This is a genomic window from Streptomyces sp. NPDC031497, from assembly GCF_055580905.1.
The window spans coordinates 1-14,933 of the sequence record NZ_JBVIKO010000030.1 but is presented as its reverse complement, the minus strand read 5'-3'; the positions used below and the strand labels follow the sequence as shown (position 1 = coordinate 14,933).

The following is a 14,933-nucleotide window of genomic DNA, read 5'->3' as shown; positions in this document are numbered from 1 at the left end:
TGAACCGGGGCCGCCCCTCACGCGCGCGTGCCTACGCGCTCAGCTTCGCCAGCGCCGCGTCGATCCTCGCCAGGGTCTTCTCCTTGCCCAGGATCTCCAGGGACTCGAAGAGCGGCAGGCCGACCGTGCGGCCGGTGACGGCCACCCGGACCGGGGCCTGGGCCTTGCCGAGCTTGAGGCCGTGGGCCTCACCGGCGGCCAGGACGGCCTCCTTCAGGGACTCCGGAGAGGTCCAGTCGGCCGACTCCAGCTTCTCCCGGGCCGTGGCCAGCAGGGCGTCGCTGCCCTCCTTCATCGCCTTCGTCCACGACGCCTCGTCGGAGACCGGCTCGGGCAGGAACAGGAAGTCGACGTTGTCGGTGATCTCCGACAGGACCTTCAGGCGGGTCTGGGCGTGCGGGGCGATCGCGTGCCACTTGGACTCGTCGAAGTCCGCCGGGTCCCAGGGGGCGAAGGGGGCCTTCAGCCAGGGGGCGCAGCGCTCCGTGAAGTCCTTCACATCCAGCAGGCGGATGTGGTCGGCGTTGATCGCCTCGCACTTCTTGAGGTCGAAGCGGGCCGGGTTGGGGTTCACGTCGGAGATCTCGAAGGCGGCCACCATCTCCTCGATCGAGAAGATGTCCTGGTCCGCGGAGAACGACCAGCCGAGCAGCGAGAGGTAGTTCAGCAGGCCCTCGGGGAGGAAGCCGCGCTCGCGGTAGAGGTTGAGCGAGGACTCCGGGTCGCGCTTGGAGAGCTTCTTGTTGCCCTCCCCCATGACGTAGGGGAGGTGGCCGAAGGCCGGGATCTGCTGGGCGATGCCGAGTTCGGTCAGCGCCTTGTAGAGGCCGATCTGGCGCGGGGTGGAGGAGAGCAGGTCCTCGCCGCGCAGGACGTGGGTGATCTCCATCAGGGCGTCGTCGACCGGGTTGACGAGCGTGTACAGCGGTGCGCCGTTCGCGCGGACGATGCCGTAGTCCGGGACGTTCTCCGGGGTGAAGGTCAGCTCGCCGCGGACCAGGTCCGTGAAGGTGATCGTCTCGTCGGGCATCCGGAAGCGGACGATCGGGGCGCGGCCCTGGGCCTTGTACTCCTCGACCTGCTCGGCGGTGAGGTCGCGGCAGTGGCCGTCGTAGCCGGACGGCCGGCCGGCCGCGCGGGCGGCCTCACGGCGGGTGTCCAGCTCCTCCTGGGAGCAGTAGCAGTGGTAGGCGTGGCCGGCGTCGAGCAGCTTCTGGGCGACGTCCTTGTACAGGTCCATGCGCTGCGACTGGCGGTACGGCGCGTGCGGGCCGCCGACCTCGGGGCCCTCGTCCCAGTCGAAGCCCAGCCAGCGCATCGCGTCGAGCAGCTGGTTGTACGACTCCTCGGAGTCGCGGGCCGCGTCGGTGTCCTCGATGCGGAAGACCAGCGTGCCCTGGTGGTGCCGGGCGAAGGCCCAGTTGAACAGGGCGGTGCGGACCAGGCCCACATGGGGGTTACCGGTGGGCGAGGGACAGAAACGGACGCGGACGGGGGAGCCGGGTGCGCTAGCCACGCTTGACAACCTTGTTGGTGAGAGTGCCGATGCCTTCGATGGTGACGGCGACCTCGTCGCCGACGTTGAGGGGGCCTACCCCTGCCGGGGTGCCGGTGAGGATCACGTCGCCGGGGAGCAGCGTCATGGCCTCGGTGATGTTGACGATCAGGTCCGCGATGGGATGGATCATCTCGCTCGTCCGGCCTAGCTGGCGCTGTTCGCCGTTGACCGTGAGCTGGATCGTCAGGTCGGACGCGGTGGCGAGGTCCAGGTCGGTCTCCACCCAGGGGCCGAGCGGGCACGAGGTGTCGAAGCCCTTGGCCCGGGCCCACTGCTTCTCGCGCTTCTGGACGTCGCGGGCGGTGACGTCGTTGGCGCAGGTGTAGCCGAGGATGACGTCCTGGACGCGCTCGCGCGGGACCTCGCGGCACATGCGGCCGATGACCACGGCCAGTTCGGCCTCGTGGTGGAGGTCCTGGGAGAACGAGGGGTACTGGATGTCGTCGCCGGAGCCGATCACCGAGGTGGACGGCTTGAAGAAGGCGAAGGGGGCGTCCGGGACCTCGTTGCCCAGCTCCCGCGCGTGCTCCGCGTAGTTGCGGCCGTAGGCGACGACCTTGTTCGGGAGCACCGGCGGGAGCAGCCGTACCTTGTTCAGCGGGACCTTCGTGCCGGAGAGCTCGAAGTCCGTGAACGGAATGCCCTTGATGATGTCGAGGACGAGTTCGTCCTGCTTGTCGCCCTCGACGGCGCCGAAAGCGACGTTCCCGTCGATGGAGAACCTGGCGATGCGCACGGGATCCTTGCGCCCCTCACTGAGCCGGCTGGAGTCTGACGCTCCAGGCTAACGCGGCAAGGGGTGGCCGCCGTGAAAACAACCCGGTGACCGGGTGAGTGAGTGAACGGCGGCCGTGACCCGTACTGACGGCTGCGCGGCTGCGCGGCTACGCGGCTACTCGGCGACCGAGGTCGTGGCCGGGATCTCCATGAGGATGGTGCGCCGCGGGTTGGCGGTCTGGGCGGGGAGGTCGAGGGAGTGCTCGGGGAGTTCGGGGGTCTGCAGTTCCTCGGCGTCCTTGAGGTGGGCGAGGGTGGTGCGCCGGGGGTTGGCTATGTTGCGGAACATCATGGTCGTCTTCACGGTTGTAGTGGACCCCGTCGTGTGTGGGTTGGCAGAGACATCCCTCTTGTAAAGCGCCAGGCTAAACATCGAATTCCCGGCGGAAGCCGCCAACTACCTGTGATCCACGTGTGAGTTTGCTCACGAACCCGAAGGCGAAACGGTCATTTCGGGCTGACAAGTCACCGCAATGAAACGGACATTGGCGAACTGAAGATGTCATTCCGCTCCTGATCATGGCGACTGGGACACGCCCCCCGGGCCTGTGACTGGCAGGGATACGTCCGTTATGTACGCGATCAGCTTCGACATCTCGTAACGTGTCACTCACACGCTGTCACGGAGGTCACAGCTCGGCTCACGGCCCTTGTTGGAGATCCGGCACTGTGCTGGAATTCCACGGACCGCCGCGGGATCGAGCCGGCGCGCAGGGGGCGCAACGCAGCGCCGGGTGGCGGCGAGACAGGGGGATCCAGCGCCGGTCACACTCACGACCAACAGGGGGCGCGCATTCAGGGCGCTCCCCCCTATCAACGCCGACACCGTGTCTCTCCGTTCAGCGGAGGGGCGCCTGGTCCAGAGGTTGCGACGCTAGTGCAGGGACGTTTCAAGAGGGATGGCAGCGCTTCGGCGGAGCCGGAGGCGCACGGCGGGACCGACCGCGGTTCCTCGCCCCAGCACGCCCAGAACCCGGGCCCGGCCCAGGTCGGCGGTGACGGCGGTGAGCGCTCCGGGCGCCCCGCCGTGTCGGCGTCTTCGGCGTCCTCGGGATCTTCGGGCCCCCAGCCGACAGCCGCGCCGACACCCGCGGTCAAGCCCGCCAAGGGCCCGTCGAACCCCGGCTCGCGCATAGCCCTGCGCAACTGGCGCATCTCCACGCGCCTGGTGTCGCTGCTCGCGCTCCCCGTGGTGGCGGCGACGACGCTGGGCGCGGTGCGCATCAACCAGTCGCTCGACTCCATCCAGGAGCTCGACAACATCAAGCTGCTGACGGACATGACCAAGCAGGCGACCGAGCTGGCCGTCGCGCTCCAGGACGAGCGCGACGACACGGCCGGTCCGCTGGCGCACGGTCAGTCGACCAGCAGCCTCGCGATCAGGGACCAGGAGGCGCAGACCGACCGCGCCCGCGACAACTTCCTCAACGCCTCCGAGGAAATCGACACCGCGAGCAAGAACGGTCAGCTCCAGGGCGTACGCGACAGCCTCGTCGGCCTGGCCGGCCAGCTGGACGACCTGGCGAAGATCCGCAAGGACGCCTATCAGCAGAAGGAGAACTCGACCCAGACGGTCGAGTCCTACCACCGGCTGATCACCCAGCTGATCGACCTCTCCCAGGACATGGCGCAGGCCTCCAGCAACCCGGAGATGATCCAGCGCACCCGCGCCCTGGCGGCGTTCTCCACCGCCAAGGAGTACGCGTCCGTGCAGCGCGCCGTCATCGCCGCGGCCCTGCCCGCCAACAACACCACCGCCGGCGACCTCTCCGAGAACGACCGCCTGTACGGCGAGTCCGCCCAGGAGAGCGAGACCTCCGAACTGACGATCTTCCGGAAGATCTACGCCGGCAACGCCGCGACCCTGCTGGAGCCGATCGAGGGGAAGAACCCCACGATCGAGGCCGCCGACACCTACGCCAAGCGTGCGCTCGGTGCCCAGAACGGTCTCAACGAGCTGAGCAAGCGGTCGTACAAGGACTGGGTGGACGACAGCTCGACCAAGATCGAGCAGATGGAGAAGATCGAGCACTCGCTGCTCGAGGACATGGAGCAGAAGGCCCGCGAGCTGCGGTCCTCCTCCGAGCAGGAGGCCATCCTCTCCGGTGCGCTGATCCTGCTCGTCCTCGGTGTGTCGCTGGTCGGCGCCTTCATCGTGGCCCGCTCCATGATCCGCTCGCTGCGCCGCCTCCAGGAGACCGCCACCAAGGTCGCCCAGGACCGGCTGCCCGAGCTGGTCAAGCAGCTGTCCGAGTCCGACCCGCAGGACGTCGACACGTCCGTGGAGTCGGTCGGTGTGCACTCCCGGGACGAGATCGGCCAGGTGGCCGCGGCCTTCGACGACGTGCACCGCGAGGCGGTCCGCCTCGCCGCCGAGCAGGCCCTGCTGCGGGGCAACGTCAACGCGATGTTCACCAACCTCTCGCGCCGCTCCCAGGGCCTCATCCAGCGTCAGCTCTCGCTCATCTCCGAACTGGAGTCCCGCGAGGCCGACCCGGACCAGCTCTCCTCCCTCTTCAAGCTCGACCACCTCGCGACCCGTATGCGCCGTAACGGTGAGAACCTCCTGGTTCTCGCCGGTGAAGAGCCCGGCCGTCGCTGGACCCGCCCGGTCCCGCTGGTCGACGTGCTCCGCGCCGCCGCGTCCGAGGTGGAGCAGTACGAGCGCATCGAACTGGCCGCCGTGCCGACGACCGAGGTCGCCGGCCGCGTGGTCAACGACCTCGTGCACCTGCTCGCCGAGCTCCTCGAGAACGCCACCTCGTTCTCGTCGCCGCAGACCAAGGTCAAGGTCACCGGTCACGCGCTGCCCGACGGCCGCGTCCTGATCGAGATCCACGACACCGGTATCGGCCTCTCCCCCGAGGACCTCGCGGCGATCAACGAGCGGCTCGCCTCGCCGCCCACCGTGGACGTCTCCGTCTCCCGCCGCATGGGCCTCTTCGTGGTCGGTCGTCTGTCCCAGCGGCACGGCATCCGCATCCAGCTGCGCCCGTCCGACTCCGGCGGTACGACCGCGCTGGTCATGCTCCCCGTCGACGTCGCCCAGGGCGGCAAGAAGCCCGCTCCCGGCAAGCCCGGCGCCCCGGCGTCGTCCGGCGGTCCGGCCGCCGCACAGGCAGCGGCCGGTGCGGCCGCGGCCCGGCGCGGCGGCCAGGGCGGTGTCGGCGGTTCGCTCGGCGCGGGTGCCCCCGCCGCGGCCCTCGGCGGCGGTGCCGCCGGTGCGCGCGGTGGCGCCCTCGGTGCCGGCGGCCCCTCCGGCGGCGGACTGCTCGGCGCCGGTGCGGCTCCGCGCGGCCAGGTCGGCGCGGGCCAGGGTCCTCGGGCCGCGCTGCCCGGCGCGGGCCCGAACGGCGGCCGTCCCGGTGCGCCGGGCGGCGCGCGCGGCCAGCAGGGTCCGGCGGCTCCCCCGCAGGGCCGGCCCAACGGCGGCGGCGGTGCCTTCGGCGACCAGGACGCGTTCGGCAACCGGCAGGACTCCTTCGGGGGGCAGGACGCCTTCGGCAACCGGGCCCCGGTCCCGCCGCAGCGCTCCGCCTCCCCCTCCGACCAGGGCCGTCAGCCCCAGCTGCCGCCGCGCGGTGGCCCGCGGGCCGAGCTGCCCGGCGGCAACCCGCCGCAGGGCAGGCCCAGCTGGAGCGACGACAACGCCCAGCCGCCGCTCTCCCGTGCCTCGCTGGACACCCCGCGCGGCCACGACGAGCAGGACCCGGCCCACACCGCGCCGATGCCCCGCATCGACGACCGGCAGGGCATGGGCGCCACCTCGCAGATGCCGGCGATCCCGCAGGGGCCGTCGTCCACCGGCGAGTTCCCGCGGCCGGACTTCAACCAGCCGAACGGCTCGCAGAACACCGGCTCGTTCCCCCGCCCGGGCATGAACGGACCGCAGGACACCGGCTCGTTCCCCCGCCCCGGCATGAACGGACCGCAGGACACGGGTTCCTTCCCGCGTCCCAACGTCAACGGCCAGCAGGACACCGGTTCCTTCCCGCGCCCCGGCGCGAACGGACCGCAGGACACGGGTTCCTTCCCGCGTCCCAACGTCAACGGCCAGCAGGACTCGGGGCAGTTCGTCCGCTCCGATGTCTTCGGCGGGTCGACCGGGCCGCAGGGCGGCTCCCAGAACACCGGGCAGTTCGCCGCCCCGCAGAACTACGACAACGGCTCCACCGGCCAGTTCGCCACGCCGTCCTACGACAACGGCTCCACCGGCCAGCACTCCCTGCCCGGCCGCCAGAACGGCTACGCGGCCAACAGCCAGTACGGCAACGGCCAGTACGGCAACGGGCAGAACGGCAATGGCCAGAACGGCACGGGCCAGTTCGAGCGGCCGGGGACCAACGGCCGCGGCATGGACTTCGGCGCGCCGCAGCGTCCGCCGGTCCCGCCCGCGCCGCCGGCCCGTCAGGAGCCCGAGGCGCTGCCCCCGGCCAGCGGTCCCGGTGACGGTCGTACCCCGCTGTACGACACGCTGGAGACCAACTGGTTCCACGGCGGCCAGCAGGAGCAGCAGCACCCGCAGAGCAACGGCCACGGAAACGGCTCGGCGCCGGTCCCGCCCGTTCCTGCCCAGCCGCCGGCCCCGGCCGCCGCGGCCCCCCAGCGTCCCGCCCAGGCAGCCTGGCGCACCTCCCCGAACGACGACCTCGTCCGGCAGGCGGAGCGTGTACGGCAGCCGGCGGCGGGCGGTGTCACCACCTCCGGTCTGCCGCGCCGGGTACCCAGGGCGAACCTCGTCCCGGGCACGGCTCAGCAGCAACAGCACCACACCGGTCCGCAGGTCTCGCGTGCGCCTGATGACGTCCGCGGCCGGCTGACCAATCTCCGTCGGGGTATCGCGCAGGGACGGCAGGCCGGTACCGGCCCGCAGACCGGCAGCTTCCCGAGCCCCACTCACCAGCAGGAGCGTTAGTTGAGTCCGATGAGCCAGGCGGCACAGAACCTCAACTGGTTGATCACCAACTTCGTGGACAACACCCCAGGTGTGTCCCACACCGTCGTCGTATCCGCCGACGGTCTCCTTCTGGCGATGTCCGAAGGCTTCCCGCGTGACCGTGCCGACCAGCTGGCGGCCGTCGCGTCCGGACTCACCTCGCTGACGGCCGGGGCATCCCGGATCTTCGAGGGCGGCGACGTCGCACAGACGGTCGTCGAGATGGAACGCGGCTTTCTTTTCCTGATGTCCGTCTCGGACGGGTCGTCCCTCGCGGTCCTGGCCCACCCCGAGTGCGACATCGGCCTCGTCGGCTACGAGATGGCGCTCCTGGTCGACCGCGCGGGCGCGGTGCTCACGCCCGACCTGCGCGCCGAACTGCAAGGCAGTCTGCTCCACTGACAGCCCGGATCCAACCCACCTCACCAAATCACCGTCCGGCCGCCACAATCCCCCCACCGGCCACGTCCGACGGCACGACTGACCGACTTGCTGTCCCGCCCGGAGGAACGATGACCCCGCCCACCGCCTCTCATGATCCGTACGCGGAGCCGTACGGGGACGAGGGCGACCAGCCGCTGGTACGTCCTTACGCGATGACCGGCGGCCGGACACGGCCGCGCTATCAGCTCGCCATCGAGGCGCTGATCAGCACGACGGCCGACCCGGCAGCGCTCATGGGGCTGCTCCCGGAGCACCAGCGCATCTGCCACCTGTGCCGTGAGGTGAAGTCGGTGGCCGAGGTCTCGGCGCTGCTCGCCATGCCGCTCGGTGTGGCCCGGATCCTGGTGGCCGACCTCGCCGAGGCCGGCCTGGTCGCCATCCACCAGCCGGGCGGCGACGAGAACAACGGTGGCGCACCTGACGTGACGCTGCTCGAAAGGGTGCTCAGTGGACTTCGCAAGCTCTGACGGAGGTCGGGCCACCACCTCCGCGAAGATCGTGGTGGCGGGCGGCTTCGGCGTCGGCAAGACCACGTTCGTGGGAGCGGTCTCCGAGATCAACCCGCTGCGCACGGAGGCCGTGATGACGTCCGCCTCGGCGGGCATCGACGACCTGACCCACACCGGGGACAAGACCACCACCACGGTGGCCATGGACTTCGGACGTATCACGCTCGACCAGGACCTGATCCTGTACCTGTTCGGCACGCCGGGCCAGGACCGCTTCTGGTTCATGTGGGACGACCTGGTCAGGGGCGCCATCGGCGCCGTCGTCCTGGTGGACACCCGCCGGCTCGCCGACTGTTTTCCGGCGGTGGACTATTTCGAGAACAGCGGTCTGCCGTTCGTCATAGCGCTCAACGGCTTCGACGGGCACCAGCCCTACACTCCCGAAGAGGTCCGCGAGGCGCTGCAGATCGGCCCGGACGCGCCGATCATCACCACGGACGCCCGGCACCGTGCCGACGCCAAGAGCGCGCTGATCACTCTGGTGGAGCACGCTCTCATGGCACGGCTGCGGTAGCAGCCAAGTCGTTCGTCGTGTACGGCAGTTGTCGTACGGAAACCGGAGCCGACTGTGGCCTTTGACACGGTCGGCTCCGGTGTTCATAACGTTTCGGCAGAGGAATCCGGTGATATCGCCACGCGTCGCGGTCACGCGGTGCCGCTGCGCTCACAACAGCCCCGCCTTTTGGCGGGGCTCGCTCTTTATGACCGTTTTATCTGGGCCTTACAAGACCGCACTCCACCGCTTTCCGCTGTTTGGAAGTGCGCAGGCCCCCGTGCTGGAATGCCTGAACTGCCCAATAGTCAAAGACGTACTCCGTAGTGGTCGATGACACACCGGGCTCTGAGAGACTGCGGCACAACGATAGGTGCCCGCCGCCGAGAGGTTGTTGGTCGAGTGAGGCGAAGCAAGAACGGTCCCGAGCCGTCGGCACGGGGCAACTTCACCCCGCCGCCGCGCGCTGCGGCGCCCACCCCTGTGCCAGCCGCGGAACCACCGGCCGCGCCCGCGAAGAGCGGCGGCCGTTTCTCCCCGCGCAACTGGCGAGTGCCGACCAGGCTGAACGCGATCCTGCTCATACCCGTGGTCGTCGGTCTGGTCATGGGCGGCTTCCAGGTGAAGAGCTCCATCGACACCTGGAACGAGGCCCGGGACGCGGAGAACACCGCGCGCCTGGTCCGCGCCTCCCTCAGCTACGCCGACGCCCTGTACAACGAGCGTGACACCACCGCGGCGCCCCTGCTCAAGGGCTCGCTGCAGAACGCGGCCGACAAGAAGACCGTCAAGGACGCGCGCGCCGAGACCGACAAGGCCGCCGACGCCTTCGACGCGGCCGCGCAGAACATGCCGCAGAAGTCCGGCCTTGAGCGCCGCCTGAAGCTGTTCCGCGAGGCGGAGCCCGCCCTCACGGACCTGCGCGCCGCCGCGTACACCACCAATCTCGGCGGTGTGAAGACGGAAGAGGGATACACCCAGGTCGCCCACCCGCTGATGGAGTTCGCCAACGAACTCGGTCTGGGCACCGGAAACATCACCTCCTACGGCCGTACGGTCTACGCCATCTCGCTCACCAAGGCGGCCCTGTCGCTGGAGCGGTCGATCGGCATGCACCTGCTGATCAAGCCCGGCCCGGACGCCGGCAACCTGGCCACCCAGCGGGTCGCCCTCTCGTCGTACGCCTATCTCGAAGGCATCGCCGTCGAGGAGTACCTCGGCGGTGGCACCGAGGCGGACGCGCAGAAGCTGGCCGGTCTCCAGCAGAAGATCAAGACCGACGGCGCGGCGCTGGTCCAGCAGGCGAAGGCCAAGGACCCGAACTACGTGGCCCCGCCGTCCAAGGACAACGCGATGGTCTCGGCGCTGGCGACGCTGCAGGACACCGACCCGAGCACCCGCCAGACGCTGGCGGCCGGGGGCATCACCGCCGACAACTGGTGGGCGGTCAACACGCTCAAGTACAACGCCTACCGCACGATCGAGTCGGACATGGCCGACAAGGCGGTGAGCGAGGCCTCCGGCATCGCCGACGACGCGAAGACCTCCGCGTTCATCACCGGTGCCGCGGTCGTGGTCGCGCTGCTCGCGGCGTTCATCCTGGCCGGCATGGTGGCCCGCCAGATGTCCCGCTCGATGCGCCAGCTGCGCAACGCCGCCTTCGGCATCGCCGAGCAGCGCCTGCCGATGCTGGTCGACCAGCTCTCCCGCACCGACCCCGGCCGGGTCGACACCCGGGTGGCGCCGATCCCGATCACCTCGACCGACGAGATCGGCGAAGTCGCCCGCGCCTTCGACCAGGTCCACCGCGAGGCCGTCCGGCTCGCCGCCGAGCAGGCCCTGCTGCGGGGGAACATCAACGCGATCTTCACCAACCTGTCGCGCCGCAACCAGTCGCTGATCGAGGGCCAGCTGACCCTGATCACCGACCTGGAGAACAACGAGGCCGACCCGGACCAGCTGGAGAACCTCTTCCGTCTGGACCACCTCGCGACCCGTATGCGCCGCAACGGCGAGAACCTCCTGGTCCTCGCCGGCGAGGAGCCCGGCCGCCGCTGGGACCAGCCGGTCCCGCTGGTGGACGTGCTGCGCGCCGCCTCCTCCGAGGTGGAGCAGTACGAGCGCGTCGAGCTCTCCGGCGTCCCGGAGGCCGAGATCCACGGCCGCGCGGTCACCGACCTCGTGCACCTGCTGGCCGAGCTCCTGGAGAACGCCACCACGTTCTCCTCCCCGCAGACCAAGGTGCGCGTCACCGCGACCCGTCTCCCCGACGGCCGCATCATGATCGAGATCCACGACAAGGGCATCGGCCTCACCGCCGAGGACTTCGCGGACATCAACCACAAGCTGGCCAACCCGCCGACCGTGGACGCCGCGATCTCCCAGCGCATGGGCCTCTTCGTGGTCGGCCGACTCTCCGACCGGCACGGCATCCGGGTCCAGCTGCGCCCCTCCGGCGAGCAGGCCGGCACCACCTCGCTGGTCATGCTGCCGGACGCCATCACCCACGGTGGTGGCGGCGAACAGCAGCTGGACCGCGACGAGTTCACCGTCTCGCAGATCATCCCGGAGCAGCAGTTCCAGGTCGAGAACTTCAGCCAGCAGCAGCCGCTCCAGCCGATGCGCACGGCGGCCGAGCTCGGCTTCGACGACAGCCGCTACACGGAGGTCCCCGACGACATCCGTGAGCTGGACCCCGTCGGCCGCTCCCTGATGCGCGAGGAGCGCCGTGCGGCCCTGGAGGCCCAGGCGCAGCCCGGAGAGGCTCCACAGCTCCCCCAGAGCCCGCAGGAGACCACGGAGATCCCGGCCTACGCCGACGAGTTCGACCGGGGCCAGCAGGGCTACGACACCAGCGGTACGGGCTTCCAGGAGCAGCCCACGGGCTTCGACGCCGGGCAGCAGTACCAGGAGCGGTCGCAGAGCGCGTACGACGAGCAGTACTACGCGCCGAACGGCGGCCTGCCGCAGAACGACACGTTCTCGCCGGACGCCTTCACCACCAACGGCGGCTACCCGGAGCCCGCGTATCCGGAACCGGTCCAGGAAGAGCCCCAGGCCGCGCCCGCCGCCGCCTCCGACTCGTTCCAGGGGTTCGGGGAACAGCCCTACCAGGACGACTGGCCGCAGCAGGGGCAGCAGCAGGACAGTTACCAGAACGGTTACCCGGCCCAGTACGCTCCGGAAGCGGAGTCGACGCAGGCCGGTGACGTGGACGAGCGGAACCGCGTAGGCTTCGACCGTCCGGGAGCGGCCCCCTCGGCCGGCCACCAGCTGACCAACGCGGGGCTGCCCCGCCGGGGATCCGGCAGCCCGAACGGCGCCGGTCCCGCGCAGCAGGCTCCGGCCGCAGCTCCGGCGGCTTCGGCGGCCTCGGCTCCGGAGTCCAACGGCGACAGCAGCTGGCGTTCGGCGAACGACGAGCGCTGGCAGCAGGCCTCGGCGCTGCGTAAGCCCAAGGCGGGCGGAGTCACCTCCTCCGGCCTGCCGAGGCGGGTGCCCAAGGCCAACCTGGTCGAGGGAGCCGCGGAGAACACCCCTCAGGGCGGCCCACAGGTCTCCCGCGCTCCGGAGGACGTCCGGGGCAGGCTGAGCAACCTGCGCAGGGGCGTCCAGCGCGGACGCAACGCAGGCAGTGAAACGAACGGCCAGGCCACTCGGAATCAGCACAGTGGTCCTGACAGCACCTACAACCAGGAGCGTTAGTGTGAGCCCGATGAGCCAGGCGGCACAGAACCTGAACTGGTTGATCACCAACTTCGTGGACAACACCCCGGGGGTGTCCCACACGGTGGTGGTCTCCGCCGACGGACTCCTTCTGGCGATGTCCGAAGGCTTCCCCCGTGACCGCGCCGACCAGCTCGCGGCCGTCGCCTCCGGCCTGACGTCTCTGACGGCAGGCGCGTCCCGGATTTTCGAGGGCGGCAGCGTGAACCAGACGGTTGTGGAGATGGAGCGGGGGTTCCTGTTCATCATGTCCATTTCCGATGGGTCCTCGTTGGCCGTCCTGGCCCACCCCGAGGCCGATATCGGCCTGGTTGGGTACGAGATGGCCCTTTTGGTGGACCGAGCGGGCACGGTTCTTACCCCGGATCTGCGTGCGGAACTCCAGGGAAGCCTTCTCAACTAACAAGCAGACGGTGCGTTTTCGCGTCCCGGGGCCGTAAGGTTTCGGGACGCGGCTCCACAGTGATGGGTGCCCGGCACGGTCGGAGGAGGAGAGAAAGTGGCAACACCCCCAAACGGTTCGAATAACGGCAACTGGTCGTACGGTCCTGCGCAGGGCCAGGGCGACGGTTCCGCGAACCGGTACAACTTCCCCTCCACGCCGAGCCACCGGCAGCCGTACGCACCGCAGGGCCCCGGCCCGTCGCCGTACGACCAGCCGCCGGCGCCGCGCATCCAGCCGGTACAGCCGCAGCGCCGTCCCGAGCCGTCGCCGGCCTCGGGGTCGCACAACCCCTTGGTGCGTCCGTACGCCATGACCGGTGGCCGGACCCGCCCGCGGTACCAGCTCGCCATCGAGGCACTGGTGCACACCACCGCGCAGCCGCACCAGATGCAGGGCCAGCTGCCCGAGCATCAGCGGATCTGCAACCTCTGCCGGGAGATCAAGTCGGTGGCCGAAGTCTCGGCCCTCCTGTCGATCCCTCTCGGCGTGGCCAGGATCCTCGTCGCCGACTTGGCGGAGGCGGGCCTGGTCGCCATCCATCAGCCCGGCGGCGACGAGAACGCCGGTGGCCAGCCAGACGTGACACTGCTCGAAAGGGTGCTCAGTGGACTTCGCAAGCTCTAGCGGAGGGCCTTCCCGCTCCACCACGTCCGCGAAGATCGTGGTGGCGGGCGGCTTCGGCGTGGGCAAGACCACGTTCGTCGGTGCCGTCTCGGAGATCAACCCGCTGCGCACAGAGGCCGTGATGACGTCCGCGTCTGCCGGCATCGACGACCTCACCCACACCGGGGACAAGACGACCACCACGGTCGCCATGGACTTCGGCCGCATCACCCTGGACCAGGACCTGATCCTGTACCTGTTCGGCACGCCCGGCCAGGACCGCTTCTGGTTCATGTGGGACGACCTGGTGCGAGGCGCGATCGGCGCCATCGTCCTCGTGGACACCCGCCGGCTCGCCGACTGCTTCCCCGCGGTCGACTACTTCGAGAACTCGGGTCTCCCCTTCGTCATCGCCCTCAACGGCTTCGACGGCAACCAGCCGTACAACCCGGAAGAGGTCCGCGAGGCGCTCCAGATCGGCCCCGACACCCCGATCATCACGACGGACGCCCGCCACCGCGCGGACGCCAAGTCGGCCCTGATCACCCTGGTCGAGCACGCGCTCATGGCCCGCCTGCGCTAGCGGTCAGCCGCACGAGGGGCTCTTTCCGGTCGGAAGGGGCCCCTTTGTCATACCCCGCTGGTTTGTCATACCCCGCCGGCACACTGGCCGGAACGGAGGGGGACTGCGGGATGAGTGCTGAGGCAGCGGCGTTACGACCGTGGCCCGCCCTGCGGCCCAGACCTGGCTGGGCGGGAAGCGGCGGGAGCAGGAACACCGCATGGACATGGCCGAGTTGACACGGCTACGGGTGCCGGGCCTGCGCCTGCGGCGCCACCGGCGACGAGAGCGGGACCCGGCTCGCCCGCCGCTCCCTGCGGCTCCTGCGGCCCGATATGAGCCTCTGGGAGGGCCGGGGGCGAGGCGGCCGGGATGCGCGTAGAAGCGGCGCTGGGCGGCTCCAGGCGGGTCCTGCTGGTGAGCCGCGCCCACCTGGACCTGTGCATGCCACGGCCCCGCCCTCCCGAAGGGAGAAGCGGGGCCGTGGTGCGACGTCGTGCCGAGGGCTCAGTGCCAGCTGTGCGGGGCGCGGAAGCCGTTTTCGCGTTCCAGGCGGCGCCAGCCCGCCTTCGCGCGGCCTCGGTGGGTCTGCTCGGTGTCGGCGGTCGGCCGGGCGGCCGCGCGGGCCAGGAGGACCGCCGTTATGGCGGCGACTTCCTCCGGGTCAGCGTTGCCCTTCTCCACGCGAATGTCAGGGACGTTCATGGATTCAGTCTCCGTGAGAGAGGTTTCCGCAGGATTACTGCGGGGGGTTGCCGTGCTTACGCGACGGCAGGTCGGCGTGCTTGGTGTGCAGCATCGCCAGCGACTTGGCGAGCACCTCGCGGGTCTGGGCCGGGTCGATGACGTCGTCGACCAGGCCGCGCTCGGCCGCGTAGTA

At 70.0% G+C, this 14,933-nt stretch carries 13 protein-coding genes; 8 read left to right on the top strand and 5 right to left on the bottom strand.

Going from position 1 to position 14,933, the window contains the following annotated elements:
• Nucleotides 1-31: 31 nt before the first annotated feature.
• The 3 genes from gltX to ACZ5K7_RS40460 all read right to left on the bottom strand — a co-directional run bounded on the left by gltX (nt 32) and on the right by ACZ5K7_RS40460 (nt 2,639).
• Nucleotides 32-1,516, bottom strand: a complete 1,485-nt coding sequence (gene gltX, locus ACZ5K7_RS40470) for a glutamate--tRNA ligase (protein WP_351705298.1) — start codon at nt 1,514-1,516, stop codon at nt 32-34.
• A complete protein-coding gene (locus ACZ5K7_RS40465) occupies nt 1,509-2,294 on the bottom strand; it encodes a fumarylacetoacetate hydrolase family protein (protein ID WP_351705295.1) in 786 nt (261 codons plus the stop codon). The genes gltX and ACZ5K7_RS40465 overlap by 8 nt, the downstream gene beginning before the upstream one ends.
• Before the next feature lie 156 nt (nt 2,295-2,450).
• Nucleotides 2,451-2,639 (bottom strand): hypothetical protein, encoded by a 189-nt coding sequence (locus ACZ5K7_RS40460; protein ID WP_351705292.1) that lies wholly within the window; start codon nt 2,637-2,639, stop codon nt 2,451-2,453.
• A 573-nt stretch (nt 2,640-3,212) separates the two neighbouring features.
• Here ACZ5K7_RS40460 and ACZ5K7_RS40455 point away from each other — a divergent pair.
• The 8 genes from ACZ5K7_RS40455 to ACZ5K7_RS40420 all read left to right on the top strand — a co-directional run bounded on the left by ACZ5K7_RS40455 (nt 3,213) and on the right by ACZ5K7_RS40420 (nt 14,074).
• A complete protein-coding gene (locus tag ACZ5K7_RS40455) occupies nt 3,213-7,250 on the top strand; it encodes a nitrate- and nitrite sensing domain-containing protein (RefSeq protein WP_468922113.1) in 4,038 nt (1,345 codons plus the stop codon).
• 9 nt (nt 7,251-7,259) lie between these two features.
• On the top strand, nt 7,260-7,673 hold the full coding sequence (locus ACZ5K7_RS40450; RefSeq protein WP_005479910.1) for a roadblock/LC7 domain-containing protein: 414 nt from the start codon (nt 7,260-7,262) through the stop codon (nt 7,671-7,673).
• 110 nt (nt 7,674-7,783) lie between these two features.
• Nucleotides 7,784-8,182: a DUF742 domain-containing protein gene (locus ACZ5K7_RS40445; RefSeq protein WP_019058642.1), complete on the top strand. Its 399-nt coding sequence runs from the start codon at nt 7,784-7,786 to the stop codon at nt 8,180-8,182.
• A complete protein-coding gene (locus ACZ5K7_RS40440) occupies nt 8,163-8,738 on the top strand; it encodes a GTP-binding protein (RefSeq protein WP_046729249.1) in 576 nt (191 codons plus the stop codon). Before ACZ5K7_RS40445 ends, ACZ5K7_RS40440 begins: the two co-directional genes overlap by 20 nt.
• A 381-nt stretch (nt 8,739-9,119) precedes the next feature.
• A complete protein-coding gene (locus tag ACZ5K7_RS40435) occupies nt 9,120-12,422 on the top strand; it encodes a nitrate- and nitrite sensing domain-containing protein (protein ID WP_468922110.1) in 3,303 nt (1,100 codons plus the stop codon).
• Nucleotides 12,423-12,432: 10 nt separating this feature from the next.
• Nucleotides 12,433-12,846 carry a roadblock/LC7 domain-containing protein gene (locus ACZ5K7_RS40430; protein WP_033321188.1) on the top strand — a complete coding sequence of 138 codons (414 nt, stop codon included), beginning with the start codon at nt 12,433-12,435 and terminating at the stop codon, nt 12,844-12,846.
• Nucleotides 12,847-12,942: 96 nt separating this feature from the next.
• Complete coding sequence (locus ACZ5K7_RS40425) at nt 12,943-13,512, top strand: DUF742 domain-containing protein (protein ID WP_351705279.1); 570 nt, start codon at nt 12,943-12,945, stop codon at nt 13,510-13,512.
• Nucleotides 13,493-14,074 (top strand): GTP-binding protein, encoded by a 582-nt coding sequence (locus ACZ5K7_RS40420; RefSeq protein WP_046729246.1) that lies wholly within the window; start codon nt 13,493-13,495, stop codon nt 14,072-14,074. The genes ACZ5K7_RS40425 and ACZ5K7_RS40420 overlap by 20 nt, the downstream gene beginning before the upstream one ends.
• A gap of 486 nt (nt 14,075-14,560) precedes the next feature.
• Here the strand turns inward: ACZ5K7_RS40420 and ACZ5K7_RS40415 are convergent, their stop codons facing one another.
• Nucleotides 14,561-14,758 (bottom strand): acyl-CoA carboxylase subunit epsilon, encoded by a 198-nt coding sequence (locus ACZ5K7_RS40415; protein ID WP_089098553.1) that lies wholly within the window; start codon nt 14,756-14,758, stop codon nt 14,561-14,563.
• Between the two features lie 34 nt (nt 14,759-14,792).
• The coding region (locus ACZ5K7_RS40410) for a carboxyl transferase domain-containing protein (protein ID WP_468922271.1) at nt 14,793-14,933 on the bottom strand (141 nt) is incomplete at its 5' end.

Excerpts from the sequence above, each read along its gene's own strand:
- ACZ5K7_RS40415 (WP_089098553.1), bottom strand. The coding sequence starts at position 14,758 with ATGAACGTCCCTGACATTCGCGTGGAGAAGGGCAACGCTGACCCGGAG.
- ACZ5K7_RS40445 (WP_019058642.1), top strand. The coding sequence starts at position 7,784 with ATGACCCCGCCCACCGCCTCTCATGATCCGTACGCGGAGCCGTACGGG.
- ACZ5K7_RS40430 (WP_033321188.1), top strand. The coding sequence starts at position 12,433 with ATGAGCCAGGCGGCACAGAACCTGAACTGGTTGATCACCAACTTCGTG.
- ACZ5K7_RS40450 (WP_005479910.1), top strand. The coding sequence starts at position 7,260 with ATGAGCCAGGCGGCACAGAACCTCAACTGGTTGATCACCAACTTCGTG.